Annotated in this window: 16 protein-coding genes and 1 pseudogene; 5 read left to right on the forward strand and 12 right to left on the reverse strand. The window is 61.5% G+C overall.

The window, feature by feature from the left end:
* Positions 1–81 precede the first annotated feature (81 nt).
* The 5 genes from QN224_RS23295 to QN224_RS23315 all read right to left on the reverse strand — a co-directional run bounded on the left by QN224_RS23295 (position 82) and on the right by QN224_RS23315 (position 6,030).
* The gene (locus tag QN224_RS23295; protein ID WP_283978561.1) at positions 82–1,959 is read right to left on the reverse strand and encodes a 5'-nucleotidase C-terminal domain-containing protein; all 1,878 of its coding nucleotides are present in this window, start codon (positions 1,957–1,959) and stop codon (positions 82–84) included.
* 324 nt (positions 1,960–2,283) lie between these two features.
* Positions 2,284–2,676: a GFA family protein gene (locus QN224_RS23300; protein ID WP_336621123.1), complete on the reverse strand. Its 393-nt coding sequence runs from the start codon at positions 2,674–2,676 to the stop codon at positions 2,284–2,286.
* A 137-nt stretch (positions 2,677–2,813) separates the two neighbouring features.
* Positions 2,814–3,179 (reverse strand): outer membrane lipoprotein Omp10, encoded by a 366-nt coding sequence (gene omp10, locus QN224_RS23305; RefSeq protein ID WP_173509138.1) that lies wholly within the window; start codon positions 3,177–3,179, stop codon positions 2,814–2,816.
* A 275-nt stretch (positions 3,180–3,454) separates the two neighbouring features.
* The gene (locus tag QN224_RS23310; RefSeq protein ID WP_173509139.1) at positions 3,455–4,906 is read right to left on the reverse strand and encodes a homospermidine synthase; all 1,452 of its coding nucleotides are present in this window, start codon (positions 4,904–4,906) and stop codon (positions 3,455–3,457) included.
* A 245-nt stretch (positions 4,907–5,151) separates the two neighbouring features.
* The gene (locus QN224_RS23315; protein WP_283978562.1) at positions 5,152–6,030 is read right to left on the reverse strand and encodes a DUF3445 domain-containing protein; all 879 of its coding nucleotides are present in this window, start codon (positions 6,028–6,030) and stop codon (positions 5,152–5,154) included.
* Positions 6,031–6,190: 160 nt separating this feature from the next.
* Between QN224_RS23315 and QN224_RS23320 the strand changes: the two genes are divergently transcribed.
* Positions 6,191–7,132, forward strand: coding sequence for a diguanylate cyclase (locus tag QN224_RS23320; RefSeq protein WP_283978693.1), 942 nt, complete (start codon positions 6,191–6,193; stop codon positions 7,130–7,132).
* On the opposite strand, the gene QN224_RS23325 is transcribed toward QN224_RS23320, so the two are convergent.
* The 3 genes from QN224_RS23325 to QN224_RS23335 are packed head-to-tail and all read right to left on the reverse strand — an operon-like array spanning position 7,106 to position 10,814.
* On the reverse strand, positions 7,106–7,732 hold the full coding sequence (locus QN224_RS23325; protein WP_283978563.1) for an aminotransferase class IV family protein: 627 nt from the start codon (positions 7,730–7,732) through the stop codon (positions 7,106–7,108). The two genes, QN224_RS23320 and QN224_RS23325, sit on opposite strands and share 27 nt — an antisense overlap.
* Positions 7,729–8,886 (reverse strand): aminodeoxychorismate synthase component I, encoded by a 1,158-nt coding sequence (locus QN224_RS23330; RefSeq protein WP_283978564.1) that lies wholly within the window; start codon positions 8,884–8,886, stop codon positions 7,729–7,731. Before QN224_RS23330 ends, QN224_RS23325 begins: the two co-directional genes overlap by 4 nt.
* 53 nt (positions 8,887–8,939) lie before the next feature.
* Positions 8,940–10,814, reverse strand: coding sequence for a M3 family oligoendopeptidase (locus QN224_RS23335; RefSeq protein WP_283978565.1), 1,875 nt, complete (start codon positions 10,812–10,814; stop codon positions 8,940–8,942).
* Between the two features lie 186 nt (positions 10,815–11,000).
* Here QN224_RS23335 and QN224_RS23340 point away from each other — a divergent pair, with 186 nt between their 5' ends.
* Together QN224_RS23340 and QN224_RS23345 are read left to right on the forward strand one after the other, a co-directional pair.
* The gene (locus QN224_RS23340; protein WP_283978566.1) at positions 11,001–12,545 is read left to right on the forward strand and encodes a sigma-54 dependent transcriptional regulator; all 1,545 of its coding nucleotides are present in this window, start codon (positions 11,001–11,003) and stop codon (positions 12,543–12,545) included.
* A 180-nt stretch (positions 12,546–12,725) separates the two neighbouring features.
* Positions 12,726–14,579 (forward strand): DUF882 domain-containing protein, encoded by a 1,854-nt coding sequence (locus QN224_RS23345; RefSeq protein ID WP_283978567.1) that lies wholly within the window; start codon positions 12,726–12,728, stop codon positions 14,577–14,579.
* Between the two features lie 74 nt (positions 14,580–14,653).
* Here the strand turns inward: QN224_RS23345 and QN224_RS23350 are convergent, their stop codons facing one another.
* From QN224_RS23350 to QN224_RS23360, 3 genes are all read right to left on the reverse strand, one after another.
* Entirely contained in the window at positions 14,654–14,920 is a 267-nt protein-coding gene (locus QN224_RS23350; RefSeq protein ID WP_173509146.1) for a DUF2312 domain-containing protein, read from the reverse strand.
* A 175-nt stretch (positions 14,921–15,095) separates the two neighbouring features.
* Entirely contained in the window at positions 15,096–15,401 is a 306-nt protein-coding gene (locus tag QN224_RS23355; RefSeq protein WP_173509147.1) for a DUF1244 domain-containing protein, read from the reverse strand.
* Between the two features lie 121 nt (positions 15,402–15,522).
* Entirely contained in the window at positions 15,523–16,317 is a 795-nt protein-coding gene (locus tag QN224_RS23360; protein ID WP_283978568.1) for an N-formylglutamate amidohydrolase, read from the reverse strand.
* Positions 16,318–16,605: 288 nt separating this feature from the next.
* Between QN224_RS23360 and QN224_RS23365 the strand changes: the two are divergent.
* Together QN224_RS23365 and pyk are read left to right on the forward strand one after the other, a co-directional pair.
* Positions 16,606–16,986: pseudogene (locus QN224_RS23365) on the forward strand (DUF1036 domain-containing protein); the annotation flags it as partial.
* Positions 16,986–18,425 (forward strand): pyruvate kinase, encoded by a 1,440-nt coding sequence (gene pyk / locus QN224_RS23370; RefSeq protein WP_283978569.1) that lies wholly within the window; start codon positions 16,986–16,988, stop codon positions 18,423–18,425. The pseudogene QN224_RS23365 and the gene pyk, both read left to right, overlap by 1 nt.
* Positions 18,426–18,511: 86 nt before the next feature.
* Here the strand turns inward: pyk and QN224_RS23375 are convergent, their stop codons facing one another.
* Positions 18,512–19,543 carry an alpha/beta hydrolase gene (locus QN224_RS23375; RefSeq protein ID WP_283978570.1) on the reverse strand — a complete coding sequence of 344 codons (1,032 nt, stop codon included), beginning with the start codon at positions 19,541–19,543 and terminating at the stop codon, positions 18,512–18,514.
* Between the last annotated feature and the right edge of the window lie 146 nt (positions 19,544–19,689).

Raw genomic sequence — 19,689 nt, forward strand, 5'->3', positions numbered from 1 at the left:
GCCGTCGGTCTCAAGCTCTTCTAAAAAGAAATGCCGGCGCGGGGAAGCCCGCGCCGGCCGATCTGCCAGAGGCAAATTGTCTTACTTGGCCGGAATTGCCAGCTCGCGGCCGATTTCGAGCCTGCGCGGAGCGGGCTCGCCGTTGGCTGCGGAGATCTTCTGCCAGAGCGCGCCGTCGCCATAGAAGGACTCGGCGAGGTCCCAAAGCGTGTCACCGCGGGCGATGACGTGCTTCTGCGGTCCGGCAGCCGCCGTCTCGGTTGCCGGCTGAGCGGGTGCGGCAGCGGTGCCCTCGGCCGGCTTCGCCTCCTCTGCCGGAGCAGCTATGTCGCTCGCAGTCGTGCCAGGCGCCGCAGCGACTTCCGTGATGCGGCCATCGGTATAGGGCTTGAACGGCTGGTGCGCGGCAAGGTAGTCCGCGAGCACCGTCTCCAGTCCCGGACCGTAGTCATAGGCGTTCTCGCCCTTGGTCTTGAAGACGTCATAGCCGTCGCCGCCGCCGCGCATGAAATTGTTGCTGACCAGCGAATAGGTCTTCTCCGGGTCGAGCGCGGTGAAGGCCTCGCCCTCTTTCACCTCGACAGACACCAACCGGCTGCCTGCCGGCTTTGTGCGGTCGAAGGAATATTTGAGGCCGGCCACCTGCGGGAAGCGTCCGCCACCCTCTTCGATCTGGCTCAGACCGTTTTCTAGCGCGGCGCGAATGTCGGCACCTTTCAACTCGAAGGTCGAGAGGGTGTTCTGGAAGGGAAGCACGGTAATCGCTTCACCCATGGTCACGTCGCCGGCGTCGATCGAAGCGCGCAGGCCGCCGCCATTGGTGATGGCGATCGTCACACCCTGACCCTTGACGCGGTCGAGCATGGCGTCGGCCACCAGTGTGCCCATTTCGCACTCCTTGGCGCGGCAATTCTCGCGCGATCCATCGATCGGCGTTTCGGTCTTGGCGATGACCTTGGTTCGCAATTCTTCGATCGGCTTGGCGAGTTCCTTGATCCGGGCAAGCACAGCTTCGTCGGGCTTTATCGCGGAGTCGATGAGGATCGGATCGCCCTTGGCGGCCTTGACGACGCCGCTGTCATCGAATGTGACGACGAGGTCGCCAAGATATTTGCTGTAGGAGCCAGCCTGCACAACCGGCACCTTGTAGCCGCCCGGATTGTCGACCATCGTGGGATAGGGGCCTTCCGCCTTTTCATCGGTGTTCGACAACAGGCTGTGGGAGTGACCGCCGACGACGACGTCGACGTCCGGAATTTTCGCGATTGCCGCAAGGTCGCGCGGGTAGCCGACATGGGTCAGCGCAATGATCTTGTTAACGCCCTGTTTCTTGACTTCCTCGATGGCACTCGTAATCGTCGCGACGTCCTCGCCGATCAGGATATCCGGTCCGGGAGAGGCAAGTTCGGGCGTGTCGTTGGCGACGGCGCCGACGATGCCGATCTTCTGACCGCCGACATCGAGCACGATCGACGGTTTGATCCGGTCGCCGATCTTCGACTTGTGGCTAGGCAGCACGTTTGCCGTTACGACCGGGAAGGTGACCTTGTCGAGGAAGCTCGCGAGCCCGTCCTCGCTTTCGTCGAATTCGTGGTTGCCGACGGTCATCGCGTCGAACTTCATCAGGTTCAGGAATTCCGCTTCCGCCGCGCCCTTGTAGGTGGTGAAGAAGAGCGAGCCCTGGAAATTGTCGCCCGCGTTGAGCAGAAGCATATTCTTGCCGGTCAACTCCTGGCGTTTCTGGTCGATCAGCGTCTTCAGGCGGGCGACGCCACCAAAGCACTCATTCTTGCCTTCATCTTCCGCCGAGCAGGTCGAATCGAACTTGTTGATCGATTCGATACGGGAGTGGAGATCGTTGATGTGCAGGATGTTCAATTCATAATCGGCGAAGGCGGCGCCCGAGGAAAGGGCGAGAATAGACGCGGTCATGAGGCCGGTCCGTATGTGTCTGATCATGATGTTCTCCCGTTCTGCCTGTGGACTTCCGATCGATTGCGAAATCGCGAGGAATGCTCAATCCCCCGACCGAGGTGGCGTGGCGGATGTTTTCACCAGTTGCGGCCGACTTCAAGCGCTAAAGCCGCCCTTTCTTTGCCGGATTCCAACTACAGCGCCCCGCGTCCAATCGGACGTGCAAAAGGTCGCTGTAGCACTTTGAATTGCTGCATCATTTTGTCCCTAAATCGATCCCGATTTAAGGAATCACGCAGTAGGGTTAAGCCCGCTGCCGAACCACACGACGCGGCCTTCGAAGGGCCGCGATAGCTGATGCCGTTCGGGCTAAAGATGCCGCACTTCGGCGGGCGTTTCCGCCCAATTGTCATTGCGACCGTCGTAATAGCTTAGAGGTGCTACCATCAACTCGTCGGTGTCGATGCCATCGAGGCATGCGATATTGATATTGAGATAAGGACTGCCCGTCATATTCGGCACATCGATGCGCTGGAAAGGGTGCACGCCGCAGTGCTTGCAGAAAAGGTGATGGGCCACCTTGTTCCTTCCCTGGTAGTCCGTCAGTTCGCGCTCGCCTTCGATGAGACGAAAAGCCTCGGGCCTCGCGCGAACCGACCACAGGCGCATCTTCGTGCAAATGGAACAATTGCACTTTCCGGTGCCGGCACTGATGTCCAGATCGGCCTCGAAACGGACTGCGCCGCAATGGCAGCTTCCCACATAGGTCCTCAGTATCGTCTCCCCGTAGATTGGACGCGGGCTCCCGCTGGTCGATCAAAGAAAAGGCCCGCGCTTGGCAGGCCTTCTTCATTCAGAAGGGTGTTGAACGGAACCCTTCGTCACCGTGTCCATTCGGTTCAGCCGCGGCGCGCGAGCGAGAATTGTGCGCCGGAATCCGTGGTGCAGTTCAACTGGCTCTGGGTCACGAGCGCGCAGTTGACCTTCGACTGGGTGTTGCGCACCAGCGACGTCATGCTGATCTCGACAAGTGTCGGGCTGACATTGACGTAGTTGCCGGAGGCGAGGAGTTGGTTGGTGTCGGTGGTGCGTGTCGAGAAAGTTCCGCCGGCGAAGGTGGAAACGATGCCGTTCGGATCGACCCAGGCCCCTTCGACGCCGGCAGCCTGGCGAGGCGGCGGTCCGCCGATTTCCCGTGGCGACGACTGGCATGAAGCCAGCGCTGCCGCGGCGGCCAGAAGGGTCGGAATGGCGAAAGGCTTCATTGGCGTTTTCTCCCGCGTCTTGCCAAGGCGGTTTCGTTCTGTGCGCGAAACCATGCCGCGATCATGAGTTGAAAGCAAGACCGTCACTGAAATCTCGGCGATTTTGGATTGAATCGCTCCACGTCGTAAACGTGATCAATTCTAAGACGTTAGACCGCGATTCCGTCACTCGGAATGGCGGGCATTGCGCTGCCGCGCAACCTTTAACGGCGCTGATAAGAAAGCCCGGAGCAGCTATGCTCCGGGCCGGATCTACAACTTTATCTGCTGCGATGTCAGCGGAAGAGGATGTTCCGGAACTGCCACGGATCCTTGGTGTCGAGGTCTTCCGGGAACAGGCCCGGACGGCCCTCGAGTGGCGTCCAGTCCGTGTAGTGGCCTTCGACCGGGCCGAGATAGGGAAGCTGCACTTCCAGGCAGCGCTTGTAGTCCATCTCATCAGCTTCGACGATGCCCGCCTTCGGGTTCTCGAGCGCCCAGACCATGCCGGCGAGAACGGCGCTCGTCACCTGCAGACCGGTGGCATTCTGATAGGGCGCAATACGCCGGGTCTCTTCCAGCGACAGGCGCGAACCATACCAGTAGGCGTTCTTGTCATGGCCGTAGAGCAGCACGCCGAGTTCATCGACGCCGTCGACGAGTTCGTTCTCGTCAAGAACGTGGTGCACCGGCTGCGCATTGCCGCCGTTGCCGAACATCTCGTGAAGCGAGAGCACCGCGTCGTTGTTGGGATGATAGGCATAGTGGCAGGTCGGGCGGTAGGTGACCTCGCCGTCCTTGTCGCGAACGGTGAAGAAGTCGGCAATCGAGATCGATTCGTTATGGGTGACGAGGAAGCCGTACTGCGGGCCGGGCGTCGGGCACCAGGTGCGCACGCGCGTGTTTGCGCCCGGCTGTTCCAGATAGATCGCCGCCTTGCAGCCCTTCTTGTGCTTCTTGGCATTCTTCGGCATCCAGTTCTCGTGCGTGCCCCAGCCGAGTTCGGCCGGCTGCAGGCCCTCGGAAATGAAGCCTTCGACCGACCAGGTGTTCCAGAACACGTCGAGCGGTTTCGGCTCCTTGCTGCGCTGTGTGTCGCGCTCGGCGATGTGGATGCCCTTGACACCCGCTTTCTTCATCAGCTTCGCCCAGCCTTCGCGGTCGTCCTGATGCGGTTCCTCATATTTCAGGCCGAGATCGTCGGCGAGGTTGAGGAGCGCCTTCTTGACGAACCAGGAGACCATGCCGGGGTTGGCGCCGCAGGTCGATACCGCGGTGGTGCCGCCCGGGTTCTTCTGCTTTTCCTTGCGCACCGTTTCACGCAACGCGTAGTTCGTGCGGGCCGCGTTGTCCATTTCGGTGTTGAAGTAGAAACCGAGCCAGGGTTCGACGACCGTGTCGATGTAGAGCACGTCGAGCTTGCGGCAGAGCTTCATGAGGTCGAGCGAGGAGGTGTCGACGGAGAGATTGACGCAGAAGCCTTGGCCGCCGCCCTCGGTCAGGAGCGGCTTCAGCAGCTCCTTGTAGTTGTCCTTGGTGACGTATGCCTTGACGTGACGCACGCCATGGCGCTCGAAAATCTCCGTGTCCTTGGCGTCTTCACGCGGTTCGACCACAATCAACCGGTTCTTGTCGTATTTGAAGTGGCGTTCGATCAGCGGCAACGTGCCGTGGCCGATCGAGCCGAAACCGATCATGACGATCGGTCCGGTGATCTCGCCATAAACCGGGTAAGTGGTATCTGCCATTTTGGTCTTCTCCTGAGAAAACATCCCTGTGAGGTTGGTTGAAACGCGCGGGGAAAGCGGGCGTTCGGGTCTCTGTTCAAGCCAGCAGCGCCGGGCGTTCGATGAACGCGCCGAAGGCGCCAAGGCACTGCGATCTAGAGTATCTTGCCCGCTTCCAGGTGAAATCGCTGAAAGCGGATGCTCTAAGAGCATAGTTTCCTGTCACAATAAAGAGCCAGTGCGTCAACCGCGACTTTAGACTTTGCTTAACCGGCAACCGCCAGCAACGCCGCGATCAGCGCCTCCCGCTTGCTTACAAGACCCTTGTAGGCCGCTTCAGGCAGCGTCAATTCGCGCAGCTGGGCAACGAAGGATTGTGCAAGTGCCGCCGCGTCGGGGCGGCTCCTGAGTGCGGCAAGCGGGTCAGAATAAATGCGGATCGTGAAAACGATCGCGCCGGTCTCGGGCAGTTTGCGAAGCGTCTGGCGTTCAACGCGTATGAAGGTCCCGTCTTCGGAAAGCGAGATCGCTTCTGCATCGACCCCTTCGGACTTCGACTTCGGCAAGTGCAGCGCGCCGTCGACGTTGATCGCCCAGTTGAAGCGTTCGACGAAGCGGCCGGGCGAAAGATTGTCGAACATGCGGCTGATGAGTTCGGCATTGCGCGTGCCCTGGCCGAAGCCCGGAACGGGCGCATGAATCTCGTGCATTGCCCGGCCGAATTTTTCTGCCAGCGACCAGGAGGATGGAAAGGCGACATAGGCGGCAGCAAGCCGCCAATCGCCATTCCTTCGCTCCATGATCGCAAGATCGTCCTGGATCAGCGAACCCGCGGTGACGAGAGGGGCGTCGCCGACGAGCGCCACCCGGCGTTTGCCGACGATCATCGCGTCGCCCTCTCGCCGGTAAAGCGCCGGATACTGTCTCGGTAGGTATTCTGTCAGGACATTCAGGAGTTCACCCTGCGCAAGCTCCGTTCCGGCCTCGGCAACGAAGATGGTCTCGCGCATCGAGGTGAGCAGCCGCGCCTTTTCGTCGAGATAGAATTCAAGCGCATCGTCCGGTTCGATCCACCGATCGGGATCGAGCTGGGCGAGGCCGATCGTGAAGGGTTTCGACGAGCCGTCGTAGGGGGTGTGCTTCATGCTGGAGGACCGGAAGGTTTTGCGACTTAACCATATTCCCTTCCATTGGCATGGCGGGCATTCGGCCACAAGCGATTCGTGTTATAGCTCTTGCGTGTGTATATTCTTGCTGTAATTGCATTTCCCTAATGCGTTTGCCCGGAGGGATTGAGATTTGACCGTGCTTGGCGACCATCTCCAGACCTTGATGGAACTGGAGGCCCGATCGCCCGTATTGATCGCACTTTATGATCAGCAGGATCGTTTGTGTTTTGCCAATGACGCATTTCGCGCCGCCTATAATCTCGCTCCGGATGACTTTCCGACCTGGGCCGATCTTATGCGGCGCAACTATGCCTGCGGCAAGGGCACGGTGGTGAAGACGGACGACATCGAAGCCTGGATCGCGGCCACGGTCCATCGGCGCGGCAAGGTCCCGTTTCGTGCGCTTGAAACCGACCTTCATGACGGCCGCTGGCTGTGGATGACGGAGACGGTCGACGCTAGCGGCTGGATGCTCTGCATTGCCGTCGATATTACCTCGATACGCGCGGAGGAACGCGAACTGCGGCAGGACCGCGATTTCGCGGTACGTGCGTCGCAAGTGGACGAACTGACGAGCGTGCCGAATCGGCGCTATACGATGAACAGGCTTAACGAGTTCATCACGAACTGCACTGGCAACCCGGATATGTGGGGTTGCGTGGCGATCATCGACATCGACTATTTCAAGGCAATCAACGATCGCTATGGCCACCAGCGTGGCGATGAAGTGCTGCTCGATTTCGCCCGCCAGATGCAGGGGTTCGTCCGCCGCTCAGACTGCTTCGGCCGAATCGGCGGCGAGGAGTTCATGCTGATCCTGCCGGACACGACGGTCAGTGAAAGCCATCTCATTCTCGATCGGTTGCTGGACAAGGTGCGTAGCGCACGCCCGCTTTCGAACATCCCGGAGTTCTATTACACCTGCTCGGTGGGGCTTGCGGAATACCGCGAGGGCGACACCGTCAACGACATTTATGCCCGAGCGGACGAGGCCCTTTACCTTGCCAAGCGCGAAGGGCGCGACCGGGTGAAACGCTATACTCTGGCGGGTTCAGACCACGAGTTTCGCCCGGATTAAACCTCGTAGGGAATTGCCGAGGTAGAGGCGTCCGCTTTCAAGATCGGCAGGGGAGAGCCGGGAAACGCGCGCGCGGCGCTGGCAGACGAGCTCGGTGCGCAGCACGCCGGCCAACAGGCCGCAGGCGATCGGCGGCGTCTTCAGAATGCCGCTTCCGTCATCGAGAAAGACCGAGGTTATCGTGCCTTCGCAGACCTCGCCCTTTTCATTCAGCAGAATGACCTCGTCGGCCTCCGCTGCGGAGAACTCGCTGCGCGCCGCCTCGAAGACCTCGCGTCGTGTCGTCTTGACCCGAAGCAGCCGATCGCTGGAATCGAGCCTTGTGGCAGCGATCCGCACGCGCCAGACGATTTCGTCGGAAAGAGGGGAGAAGGGAGCGGTGGTCACGGCGATGACGCCGTGGCGATCAAGCGTCAAGCGGACCCGCAGCGGACCTTCGGCGCCGCGCACCGCCTCCTTCAGGTGCCCTTCCGCAGCGCCTGCGCCTGCAAAGCCAAGCCGCCTCGCCGAGCGCGTCAACCGGGCGAGATGCAAGCGAAGCCGGACGAAGCCGCTCTCCGGCTCGAAGCGCATCGTTTCGATCAGGGAAAAATCCGTCATCGCGCAATCTCGGCGTCGCCGATGGCGAAGCGCGCCTTCAGCAGGCATTCGTCATATTCCGCCTCGGCCTTCGAATCGAAGACGATGCCACCGCCGACATTGAAGACTGCCCGGCCGTTGGGAAACAGCGAAATCGTGCGGATTGCCACATTGAATCGCATGACGCGGTTCGGCGCGATGAAGCCGATAGCGCCGCAATAGGCGTCGCGCGGCCCGGATTCCAATTCATGGAGGATTTCCATCGCCCGGATCTTCGGTGCGCCGGTGATGGAGCCGCAGGGAAAGAGAGCCGCAAAAATATCGGCGATACCGGTATCGGGCCGAAGTTTCGCCCTGACGTGGCTCACCATCTGATGAACGGTCGGATAGGTCTCGATGTCGAAGAGTTTCGGGACGTCCAATGTTCCGACTGTGGTAACGCGGGAGATGTCGTTGCGCAGCAGGTCGACGATCATCCGGTTTTCGGCCTGGGTCTTTTCGTCCGCCCGCATCCCGGCAATGATCGCCGCGTCCTCCTCGGCCGTCGCGCCGCGCGGCGCCGTGCCCTTCATCGGGTGGGTTTCGATCCAGCCGTCGGCGTCGACGCGGAAGAACAGTTCCGGCGAGCGCGAAAGGAGAACCGGGCCGTCGAGCGCCACCAGCGCCCCGTATTTCACCGGCTGGCGCTCAATCAGCGACCAGAAGGCCGCGCGTGGGTCGCCCGACCAGCGCGCATATATCGGCATCGTCAGGTTCGCCTGATAGCAGTCACCTTGGCGAAGGTGCCGATGCAGGCGTTCGAACCGCGCGCGGTAAGCGGGAAAGTCCAAGCCGGCGCAAGGCTCGGAAAGAAAGGGTTCGTTTTCCGTCCGTCGCTGCGGTTCGGCAAGAGGGTGACCTTCCGCGGGCGCGTCGAAGACGCCGAAGGACATCAGCGGTGTTTCACGGTTCTCCTCGGCAAAGGGCTCGAGCTTTTCCTCGAAGAGGTGGCCGGCCTCATAGGCCATATAGCCGGCGAGCCACTTTCCGGCGCGGTGAGCGCTTTCGATTTCCGCAAGGCCGCGCCGGAATTCGCCCCGCGTACGCGCCGTGATGACGCGTGAAGGTTCGGCGAAGACCGTCGTCCGGCTCTCGCTGTCGTCCCGGAAAAGGACATAGGGCGCATTCTCGATCATCGAAGCTGGTCGTCGTCCGTTCAACATCCGGCCGTTGGGCATTAGCCGGCGGCTTAGGCTGCCTTATCAAGCGCCTCCAACTCGTCGATCAGCCCCTCAATCATCGACAATCCCTGCGCCCAGAACGACGGATCGGTGGCGTCGAGCCCGAAGGGCGCCAGCAGTTCCGAATGATGCTTGGTTCCGCCCGCTTTCAAGAGCTCGAAGTACTTCTCCTGGAAGCCTTTCTCGGCCTTTCGATAGACGGCGTAGAGCGAATTCACGAGGCAATCGCCGAAGGCATAGGCATAGACGTAGAAGGGCGAATGGATGAAGTGGGGGATGTAGGCCCAATAGGTTTCATAGCCCTCGGAGATCCGGATCGCAGGCCCAAGGCTTTCCGTCTGGATCGAAAGCCACATCTCGCCGAGGTCATCCGCGGTAAGCTCGCCGTCCTTGCGAGCGGTGTGGACCTTGCGCTCGAATTCGTAGAAGGCGATCTGGCGCACGACCGTGTTGATCATGTCCTCCACCTTCTGGGCGAGCATCGCCTTGCGCTCGCGCTTGTCCTTAGTCCGGTCGAGGAGCGCCCGGAAGGTCAGCATCTCGCCGAAGACGGAGGCGGTTTCGGCAAGCGTCAGCGGTGTCGAAGCCATCAGCGCGCCCTGTCCGCCGGCGAGTACCTGATGCACGCCGTGCCCGAGTTCATGGGCGAGCGTCATCACGTCGCGCGGCTTGCCCATATAATTGACGAGCACATAAGGGTGGACGGACGGAACCGTCGGATGGGCGAAGGCGCCGGGCGCCTTGCCGGGCCGCACCGGCGCGTCGATCCAGCGGTCATCGAAGAAACGCCGGGCGATCGCGGCCATTTCCGGAGCGAAGGCGTGATAGGCGGAAAGCACCGTGTCCTTCGCGTCGTTCCACGGGATGAGCGCGTTCGGCGTTTCCGGCAGCGGCGCGTTCCGGTCCCAGAATTCCATCTGCTCCATGCCGAGCCACTTCGCCTTCATGGCGTAGTAGCGGTGCGAAAGACGCGGATAAGCTGCCTTCACCGCGGCGGCCAGCGCGTCTACGACCTCCCGTTCGACGCGGTTGGCGAGATGGCGGCTGTCGGCGATATCCTCGAAGCCGCGCCAGCGGTCGGAGATTTCCTTGTCCTTGGCGAGCGTGTTGGTGATCAGCGTGAAGGTGCGGATGTTCGCCTTGAAGGTTTCGGCGAGCGCCATCGCCGCCTTCTTGCGGGTCTCGGGCGAGGGGTCCTGCAGAAGGTTCAGAGCAACCTCGAGCGGCAACGCCTCGCCGTCGACGTTGAAGGTGAGCGCCGCGACCGTCTCGTCGAACAGGCGGTTGAAGGCCGTCGCGCCGGTCATCGATTTCTCGAGGAAAAGCTGCTCCAGCTTGTCGTCGAGCTGATAGGGCTTGTCCTTGCGCAGGTCGAGGATCCAGGGCTTGTAGTGTGCTGCGAGGGTGTCATTCTTCAGAGCCGCATCGATGATGCCGTCCTCGATGCGATTGAGTTCCAGCGAGAAGAACAAGAGATGAGCCGACATGTCGGTAAGCTTCGACTGGACGTCACCGTAAAGCTTGCCGTTGGCAGGCTTTGACGTGTCGGAGAAGTAGGTCAGCCCGGCAAAGGAGGCGATCCGCCCCATAAGGTCCTCAAGCGCTTCGAACTCCTTCACGGCCGCGCCGATACCCTCGTCACCGGTCTTGCCGGCCGCCTCCGTAAGCTTGCCCTTCCATTTCTTCTCGAATGCGATCGCGTCGGCATCCGCCTTCGCCAGGTCGGAGCGGAACTCTTCCGCCGTGGAAGACACGTAAAGATCTTCAAGGCGCCAGGACGGCAGATCGCCGAGGTCGGCGGCAACGCCATGCGCCTGTCCGGCCGTCGCGCGAAGCGCGGATCGAGTGGCGGAAGCTGCAAGGTTTCGAGCGGATAGCGGCATCTTCGGATTTCTCGCGTTGTGGCTGGGGCAACAAGCCATATGGGCCTCTTTGCTATCGCCGCCAATGGATAAAATGCAAGCTTTTCTCAAAACATGATGTTCAGCCCTTTATGGCACGAATGGCTGGCATGATTTGGCACATGAGGTTGGCCAAAGAGTACTGCGTGTCCTAAGCAGGAGGCTTTCGTGACATCACATATTCTTGTCATCGATGACGATCCGGTCCAGCGCCGGTTGCTGACGAACATGATCGAACGACTGGGTCACGTCGCGCATCTCGCCGACAATGGCCGCAGCGGTCTCGAAGTGCTGGTGCGCAAGGGCGGTATCATCAACGTCATCCTGCTCGACCTCCTGATGCCCGAGATGAACGGCCACGGCTTTCTCGAAGCGCTTGCCGAACGCGGCGTCGATACGCCCGTGATCGTCCAGACCGGACAGGGCGGCATCGAAACGGTGGTCCACGCCATGCAGGCCGGCGCCTTCGACTTCCTCGTCAAGCCGGTCTCGCCGGAGCGGCTCTCGGTCGCGATCGGCAACGCGCTGAAGATGGCGCACCGCGACGGCAAGGTGAAAACGTCGCGTCGGTCGCGCGGTGGCGCGATCGGCTTCGACGACATCGTCTCGGCCAGCCCGGCGATGATACGGGTCATCGATCTCGCCCGTCGCGCCGCGCAGTCCAATATCCCGATCGTGCTTGAAGGCGAATCCGGCGTCGGCAAGGAGATGGTAGCGCGCGCGATCCAGTCGGCAAGCGACCGGGCCGGCAAGCCGTTCGTCACCGTCAATTGCGGTGCGATCCCGCACAACCTGGTCGAAAGCATACTCTTCGGTCACGAGAAGGGCGCCTTCACCGGGGCAACCGAAAAGCACACCGGCAAATTCGTCGAAGCGGATGGCGGAACGCTCTTCCTCGATGAAATCGGCGATCTGCCGCTCGATGTTCAGGTGAAGCTGCTGCGGGCCGTCCAGCAGGGCGAGATCGAGACCGTTGGCGCGCGTCATCCGCAGAAGGTGAACGTGCGGCTGATCTCGGCCACCAACAAGGATCTCATCAACGAGGTGCGCGAAGGCCGGTTCCGGGAAGATCTTTATTACCGCCTCAACGTCTTCCCGATCACCATTCCGGCGCTGCGCCGGCGCAAGGAAGATATTCCGGTGCTGGTGCGCGCCTTCGTCGAGCGCTTTGCCGCCGAGCAGCGGCTCAACGCACCGCTGACGGTGTCGAGCGGCGCGATGGCGCTGCTGACGGCCTATGACTGGCCGGGCAATATCCGTCAGCTCGAAAACGCGATTTTCCGCGCTGTGGTGCTCGCGGACGGCAACGAACTCACGGTCAAGGATTTTCCGCAGATCGCGACCCAGATCCCCGGCTATGTCGTCGCCGATCGTTCGGGTTTCTCCTGGGGCGAGGCCGGGCCGGAGCGCGCTCCGACGCTTGCCGGATATGCTCCGAACGCTCATGCCGATTTGAAGGTCGCGGAACAATTAACGTCCCGGGAGCATGCGTCGGATAACCGTCTGGAGAACGCGATTGCCAGCGTGGATGAAGGTGGCGACGTGCGCAAACTCGCCGAGGTCGAGGAAGAACTGATTCGTTTTGCCCTGAAGTTCTACCGCGGGCAGATGAGTCAAGTGGCGCGAAAACTCGGAATCGGGCGCTCGACGCTCTACCGAAAGCTCAAGGATTACGGCATAGATCCCGATAATCCGCTGCGCGAAGCCGCATAAATTCGACGCATTCACAACTGATTAGCCGTGCAATTAGGTCACCGCCGTTTAGACCTTGTTAGTGAACTGTTCACTATATTATAAGGGGCGGTGACGACTGTGGCATATTTGCCATGCTGTCACCTTATTTGACAGTCATCTGAGACAACAAAGCACGGTTGTCCGTCGGACGGGGATTGAATGCCAAATTTGTTCGGTTTGAAGAAGCCAGTCGGCTTCTTAGCGCGCAGAGTCTGCTCGGCGATCGCCCGCAAGGCGCCGCAGGTTCTTGCCTCAATCGCTTTGGCGGCGTCCCTCGTCACGCCGGGCATGGCACCTCCGGTCGGGGCCGCTGGCCAGACCCGAACTTTGAAGCTCTATTTCATCCATACGAAGGAAAAGGCGCAGATCACCTTCAAGCGCAACGGCCGCTACGATTCCAAGGGGTTGCAGCAGGTTAACCGTTTCCTGCGCGACTGGCGGCGCAATGAACCGACCAAGATGGACCCGAGGCTTCTCGACCTCATCTGGGAAGTCTACCAGAAGAGCGGTTCACGCGATTATATCCATGTCGTTTCCGCCTATCGCTCTCCGGCCACCAACGGCATGCTGCGGTCCCGCTCCAAAGGTGTCGCCAAGAAAAGCCAGCATATGCTCGGCAAGGCGATGGATTTCTACATCCCTGACGTTCGGCTCAAGACGCTGCGCGAGATCGGCATGAAGTTCCAGGTCGGCGGCGTCGGCTATTATCCAACGTCCGGCTCTCCTTTCGTCCACATGGACGTCGGCGGCGTACGCGCCTGGCCGCGCATGACCCGCAACGAGCTCGCGCGCCTCTTCCCGGACGGCAAGACCATGCACGTACCTTCCGACGGCAAGCCGCTGCCGGGCTACCAGCAGGCCGTTGCCGATTACAAGCGGCGCGTCGGCGCCTCGGCTATCGAAGTTGCCGGCGGCGGCGCCAAGGGACCGGGCGACGTCAGCGGCAAGCGCAGCGGCAATCTCTTCGCCATGCTCTTCGGCGGTGGCGGCGACGAGGATGAAGAACCAGCGGCAATCGCCGCCGGCGCTGCGGACGACGGCGAGGGCGCGGCACCGGCCGCATCTGCGCCGGCTGCACAGGAAGCGCTTCCGGGCGTCGCGGGATCGGTCGCCGGCTCGACCACGGAAGAGCAGCAGAACATCAATGCGCCGGTTCCGGCCGTGCGCCCGGCTTTCAAGGAGACGCCGGCCAACGGTGGCGTTGCGGTTGCGCTTGTCGCTCCCGAGAAGAACACTGCCCAGGAGGCAATGGCTGCGGCCATGCAGCAGCAGACGCCGGCCGTGCCGTCGGAATATGCGGATCTCAGCACGCTGAAGGTCCCGGTTCCGCAGATGCTTGATCGTCGCGATATGAATTCGCTGGTCGCCAACGAAACGCTTGTGGCGTCTGCCGACGCTGCGGTCGGCGACACCGAAGCTCAGGCGCTTGCTTTCGTGCCGGTACCCGCGATGCGTCCGGCCGGAGAAGCTGCTCTTGCGGCCGTTGCCGGAGTCGAGGTTGCCGTACCAGCTTTCGCCGATCGTCCCGTTGTAGCGTCCGCCGAGGCGCCGAGCGACGTCGCTGCCGAGGCGGCAACGCGTGTGGCACTCGCAGCGCCGACAGCAGAACCCGAACCGACCGCACAACCGATTGAAATGGCCGCCTATGCGCCGCAGTCCAGCGCGAGCTCGAAGGCGTCGGTTTTCGACAGCGCCTTCAGCACGCAGGCGGAGGCACCGGCGAAGAGCCATCGACCGAAGAAGCGGGACGCAGAAGCTGCGAGCCGTTCGTCCGTCCGCACCGAGCCCAAGCTGACGCAGAAGATCATTTCGGAATGGGCGCTTTCGACCGGTCGTGTCGCTACCCTGTCGAAACCCGTCAAGGCACCGCGTTTCGTCAGCAAGTCGCTTCGGGTGGCCCCGACGACAGTCTATGCTGCGGGCTTTACGAGTGGCGTCCGCGCGGTCGATACGGCACGCTTCAGCGGCAGTGCGGTGAATTTCATGGAAGTGAAGAAGTTCAGCACCAACTGATCGCTACCCTTCCCGGAACAAAAAATACCCGCCGGACGCACCGGCGGGCATTTTGTTGGAATCCGGCGGCGTACTTATGCTGCGTCTTCGGCTGCGGGAACCATGCCCAGCGCCTGCAGATAGGTGTCGAGGATCGCTTCCTGTTCCATGCGCTCGTCATGGTCCTGCTTGCGGATGGAAATGACCTTGCGCAAGATCTTGGTGTCGAAGCCCATCGACTTTGCCTCGCCATAGACATCCTTGATGTCGTCGGCGATGGTCTTCTTTTCCTCTTCCAGCCGTTCGATCCGTTCGATGAAAGCGCGAAGCTGGTCGCGTGCGACGCCGTGAGCATCCGACATGATCTTCTCCTTATGTGGGGATGAATTTCTTGGGTGCTGTGACCTGCCGCGAACCGCAGCCGAGGTCAAGGGCGATTGCGCAACATCGGCGCGATTTCCCGGAGCACGATCCCGGAAAATACGACGCGTTTTCCGCCTCCACCGCGCCGCCAGCCCAAGTGGAATTATGGAGAGCTTATTCCTTCGGCCGGTTGCGCTCGAAGGCGAGCTTTTGCTCGGCGGATGCGTCCGTTTGATGCTGCGCGCGCCACTCTTCATAAGGCATGCCGTAGATGGCCTCGCGCGATTCCTCCTTGCTCATCTCAATGCCGGAGGCTTCAGCCGCTTCCCGGTACCAGTTGGACAGGCAGTTGCGGCAGAAGCCGGCGAGATTCATGAGATCGATGTTCTGAACGTCACTGCGTTCGCGCAGATGCGCCACTAGCCGCCGGAAGGCCGCGGCTTCGAAAGCGGTTTGCTGATCCTGGCTGAGTTCCGTCATCATAGGGTCTCCTCTGACAGCGCCCGTGCGTCTTATCGGATGCGTAAAGGACGCTGTAGCACTTTGAATTAGTGCATGTTTTATCCTTAAATCGGCTGCGATTTAAGGAGGCATGCAGTGGTCAGCCGTCATAGGCGCCCGTGCGCGAGGGGTGCCGCTGATAGTCATGCAGCATCGGCAAGCTGTTGAGTTCCGCCAGGACGGGGACGAGACGCCGAGCCCAGGCGGCAACGTCAGTCGCGTCGGCGATCAGGTCCTGGCGGATCTCTATCAGAGCGTGGGCGATGCCCGGCGTCATGCAATGCCGGTACATGGTATCGCCGCGCAGTGCCCCATCATAGGGCTCATTGTTGCCGACGACGATATCGCCCGCTGCTTCAAGCCGCTCTATCAGCGGAAACACCGCGCGCGGGTCGTTGTCCCAGAGCACCGCGGCATGCCACGGGCGGGCGATACCCTTCCAGGTCGGCGTGAAGGAATGAAGCGAGATCACCAGCGGCGCCTTTCCTCCCGCCGCGGCGGCCCGCGCGATGGTCTCGGACACGGCTCGGTGGTAGGGGCGATGGAAGCGGTTTAGCCTGTTCTCCCATTCCTCGTCCGTGATCGGATGATTGCCGGGGATGATCGCGCCGTCGGAGATCTTCATGATCAGCGTCGGGTCGTCCTCGCCGCGGTTCGGATCGATCAGCAGCCGCGAGAAGCAACCGAGCACGGCCGGCGCATCGAGTGCGGCGGCCAATTCCCTGGTAAGCGGCTCGACGCCGATGTCATAGGCGATGTGACGGGCGAAGGCGCTTTCCGGAAGTCCTAGCCTTCCGTATTCCGGTGGAAGGCGATTCATGGCGTGGTCGGCTAGAAGAACGAGACCATTCGCCGGATTGCCTTCAACGATCTCGTAAGGGGAATAGTGCTGCATGCCGCTCCTGCTCGATCTGCCAACGCCGGCTCGTGATCGCATGCGCAACCGCTATTCGCAAGAAAAAGGCGAAACTCTTCCACCTTCTGTCACCAGAATGCCAATTATAATCGATTAGGGTTGCGTTGACTTTCGGGGCTGGTCGTCGCAAGAAAGTGCCACGCAAATCAAAACGGAGTTCCGTTGGAAGCCGTGTCTAGACATCCTTTTTCCAAAGCGAAACCGGCCCTGGGAACGTTCTGGGCCGCCCTCCTGTTTTTATTGGCAATCTCTGGTTCGTTTATCTTCGCCGACGAGGCTCGTGCCGATTTTCGTGTCTGCAACGGCACGCAAACCCTGGTTGGCGTGGCGATCGGTTACCGCGCCAAGGAAGGCTGGGTGACGGAAGGCTGGTGGCAGGTGCCGGCGACGACCTGCGCGACCCTGATCGAGGGTGAGCTGCAATCCAGATACTACTATCTCTACGCGGAAGATGCGGTGCGCGGCGGTCGCTGGACCGGCGACGTCAACATGTGCGTCGCCGAGAACGAGTTCAAGATCACCGGCGTGCAGGACTGCTTCGCACGCGGCTTCCAGCGGATGGGATTCAAGGAATATGACACGGGGCGGCAGGGCAGCTGGATGGTTCAGCTTTCCGATACGCCCGGCACGCAGGAAAGCCAGAATTGATGAAGCGGAACAGAAAAGTCAAAATCCTCGCCACACTCGGACCGGCGTCGTCCGACGAGCAGATGATCCAGAAGCTGCACGAGGCGGGGGCCGATCTGTTCCGTATCAACATGAGCCACGCGAGCCATGATGTCATGCGCTCGATGATCGAGAAGATCCGCAACGTGGAAGCCCGGTGCGGCCGGCCGATCGGTATTCTCGCCGATCTGCAGGGTCCGAAGCTGCGCGTCGGCAAATTTGCCGAGGGCAAGATCGAGCTCAAGATCGGCCAGACGTTCACCCTCGACAACAAGGAGATCCCCGGCGACAACACCCGCGTCTATCTACCGCATCCGGAAATTCTCGAGGCGGTGAAACCTGGCGACCGCCTGCTGATCGACGACGGCAAGCTGCACCTCAGGGCCGAGAAGACGGACGGCAAGAGCATTGTCACGACCGTTGTCTCCGGGACGAAGATATCGGACCGCAAGGGCGTGAGCCTGCCCGACACGCTGCTCGGCGTCGGCGCGCTGACGGAGAAGGACCGCGTCGATCTCGACGCCGTGCTGGCGACAGGGCAGGTCGACTGGGTGGCGCTCTCCTTCATCCAGAGGCCGGAAGACCTCGCCGAGGTCCGCAAGGTTGCCCGCGGCCGTGTTGGCCTGATGTCGAAGATCGAAAAGCCGCAAGCGATCGAGCGCATCGACGAGATCATCGAGCTTTCGGACGCGCTGATGGTGGCGCGCGGCGACCTCGGTGTGGAGATGCCGCTCGAGTCCGTTCCTGGCCTGCAGAAGCAGCTGACGCGCGCCTGTCGGCGTGCCGGCAAGCCTGTCGTCGTTGCGACCCAGATGCTGGAGTCGATGATTTCATCGCCGGTTCCGACCCGCGCTGAAGTGTCCGACGTGGCCACGGCCGTGTTCGAAGGTGCCGATGCGGTCATGCTTTCGGCCGAGTCCGCCTCCGGCGAGTACCCGATCGAGGCGGTTTCGACCATGGCCTCAATCGCGAGCAACGTCGAACGCGACCCGCATTACCCCGGCATCATCTATGCACAGCGCACGCCGCCGGAGGCGACCGGCGCCGACGCCATTTCTCTCGCCGCTCACCAGATCGCGGAAACGTTGAAGCTGGCGGCGATCGTCACTTATACGTCGTCAGGTGCAACGGGCCTGCGCGCCGCACGCGAGCGGCCGCAAGTGCCGGTTATCGCGCTTTCGCCGATCGTCGAGACCGCAAGGCGCCTTTCGGTCGTCTGGGGCCTGCACTGCGTCGTGACCGAAGATGCAACCGATCTCGACGATATGGTCAACCGGGCCTGCCGGATCGTCGCGTCGGAGGGCTTCGGAAGGCCGGGCGACCGTATCATCATCTCCGCCGGCGTGCCGCTCGGAACGCCGGGCGCGACCAACATGCTGCGCATCGCCTATATCGGCTCGGACGGGCTCACCGGCGTATAAGACTTTTCCTGCATTGGAGCATTGCTACTGCATGTGTCGTTAAATCGTAGCCGGTTTAAGGAGAAAACATGCAGCAATTCAAAGCGCTACAGCGTCCTTTGAGCGTCTGACAAGACGCGCGGCGCTGTGGCGGCGAGGCGGGCTTCGGCCTGCCGCGCTACCTCCTGCAGATCGAGCGGCTTGCCCGCCAGCTTCTCGATCGCAGCAACGATGACGTCGGTCACCACGTAGTCCGGCTTGTGCCCGAGATTGCCGATCCACAACAGTTCCGAGCCGGCAATATCGCGCGCAAGGCCGCGCGCATGGATATCGGCAAGAACGATGGCGTCGCTGTCGCCGGTGATGATGACGGTCGGTGCCGCGATCTCGCCATAGCGCGGAGAGACACGCGTCACGTAGGCGTGCAGGTTGGCAATGTCGATTGCGTTGTGCCGAAAGGTCATCGGCCGTAGCACCAGATGCGGAGCGGTCTTGTTTATGTAATCCACGGGTCGCGTGTTGGGTGAGAAGATCGAGAGCGTACTGCTGTCGATGAGGCGCAGGCCGAGCGGCGTCGCGACGGTGTGGGCGAAGAGCCAGCCAAGGCAAGGCAGCTTCGTCAATGTGACGTACCAGTCGATTCCGCCAGGCCAGGGATGCGTCGCCGGTGCGAGAAGAACGACGCCTGCGGTTCGCTCGGGGTGATGAAGCGCGAAACTTGCGGCAATCGCGCCGCCGAAGGAATGTCCGACAATGATGGCACGATCGATGCCACGACGCTCCATCAGTTTCGAGATCGCATCCGCCTGACCGTCGGGCCAGCCATTGACGGCTCCGCCCCGCTCTGAATAACCGTGTCCCGGCCGGTCGACGAAAAGCAGCTCCGCCCGCCCTTCCAGCGCCGGCCTGAAGGCATGCATCTGGTCGAGCAGATTACCGCCGGCACCGTGGATGAAGACGACAGGCGGTAGATCGGCACCGCTGGGCGCGGCGACGTGAATGCAGTTCATGCGGAAGCCGCCGACATCGACGAGTTCGCCCTGATTCGGAAAGCGTGCGGATATGCTGCGCGCTTGCCAGATACTGTAGCCGACGCTGGCGATTATCAGGGTAGCGAGTAGCAGTAGCGCGGCGAGCATGATCGGATCGGTCTTCCCCAAAATTGCGCTTGAGAAAGTCCAGTTTCTACCGCATGTGCCTTCGGAAGCAATCCCGGGACGGCCGTTTGCGCGCCGCCCCCGCGAAGCGGGGCCGTGCTGCACGCAGCTTGCGTAGCGAAGCGCTC

Origin of the sequence: Sinorhizobium sp. 7-81 (assembly GCF_030124405.1) — a bacterium.
Classification (GTDB): domain Bacteria; phylum Pseudomonadota; class Alphaproteobacteria; order Rhizobiales; family Rhizobiaceae; genus Sinorhizobium; species Sinorhizobium psoraleae.

Excerpts from the sequence above, each read along its gene's own strand:
- QN224_RS23310 (WP_173509139.1), bottom strand. The coding sequence starts at position 4,906 with ATGGCAGATACCACTTACCCGGTTTATGGCGAGATCACCGGACCGATC.
- pyk (WP_283978569.1), top strand. The coding sequence starts at position 16,986 with ATGAAGCGGAACAGAAAAGTCAAAATCCTCGCCACACTCGGACCGGCG.
- QN224_RS23295 (WP_283978561.1), bottom strand. The coding sequence starts at position 1,959 with ATGATCAGACACATACGGACCGGCCTCATGACCGCGTCTATTCTCGCC.
- QN224_RS23345 (WP_283978567.1), top strand. The coding sequence starts at position 12,726 with ATGCCAAATTTGTTCGGTTTGAAGAAGCCAGTCGGCTTCTTAGCGCGC.
- QN224_RS23360 (WP_283978568.1), bottom strand. The coding sequence starts at position 16,317 with ATGCAGCACTATTCCCCTTACGAGATCGTTGAAGGCAATCCGGCGAAT.
- QN224_RS23315 (WP_283978562.1), bottom strand. The coding sequence starts at position 6,030 with ATGAAGCACACCCCCTACGACGGCTCGTCGAAACCCTTCACGATCGGC.
- QN224_RS23325 (WP_283978563.1), bottom strand. The coding sequence starts at position 7,732 with ATGACGGATTTTTCCCTGATCGAAACGATGCGCTTCGAGCCGGAGAGC.
- omp10 (WP_173509138.1), bottom strand. The coding sequence starts at position 3,179 with ATGAAGCCTTTCGCCATTCCGACCCTTCTGGCCGCCGCGGCAGCGCTG.
- QN224_RS23335 (WP_283978565.1), bottom strand. The coding sequence starts at position 10,814 with ATGCCGCTATCCGCTCGAAACCTTGCAGCTTCCGCCACTCGATCCGCG.
- QN224_RS23375 (WP_283978570.1), bottom strand. The coding sequence starts at position 19,543 with ATGCTCGCCGCGCTACTGCTACTCGCTACCCTGATAATCGCCAGCGTC.
- QN224_RS23330 (WP_283978564.1), bottom strand. The coding sequence starts at position 8,886 with ATGATCGAGAATGCGCCCTATGTCCTTTTCCGGGACGACAGCGAGAGC.
- QN224_RS23350 (WP_173509146.1), bottom strand. The coding sequence starts at position 14,920 with ATGTCGGATGCTCACGGCGTCGCACGCGACCAGCTTCGCGCTTTCATC.
- QN224_RS23355 (WP_173509147.1), bottom strand. The coding sequence starts at position 15,401 with ATGACGGAACTCAGCCAGGATCAGCAAACCGCTTTCGAAGCCGCGGCC.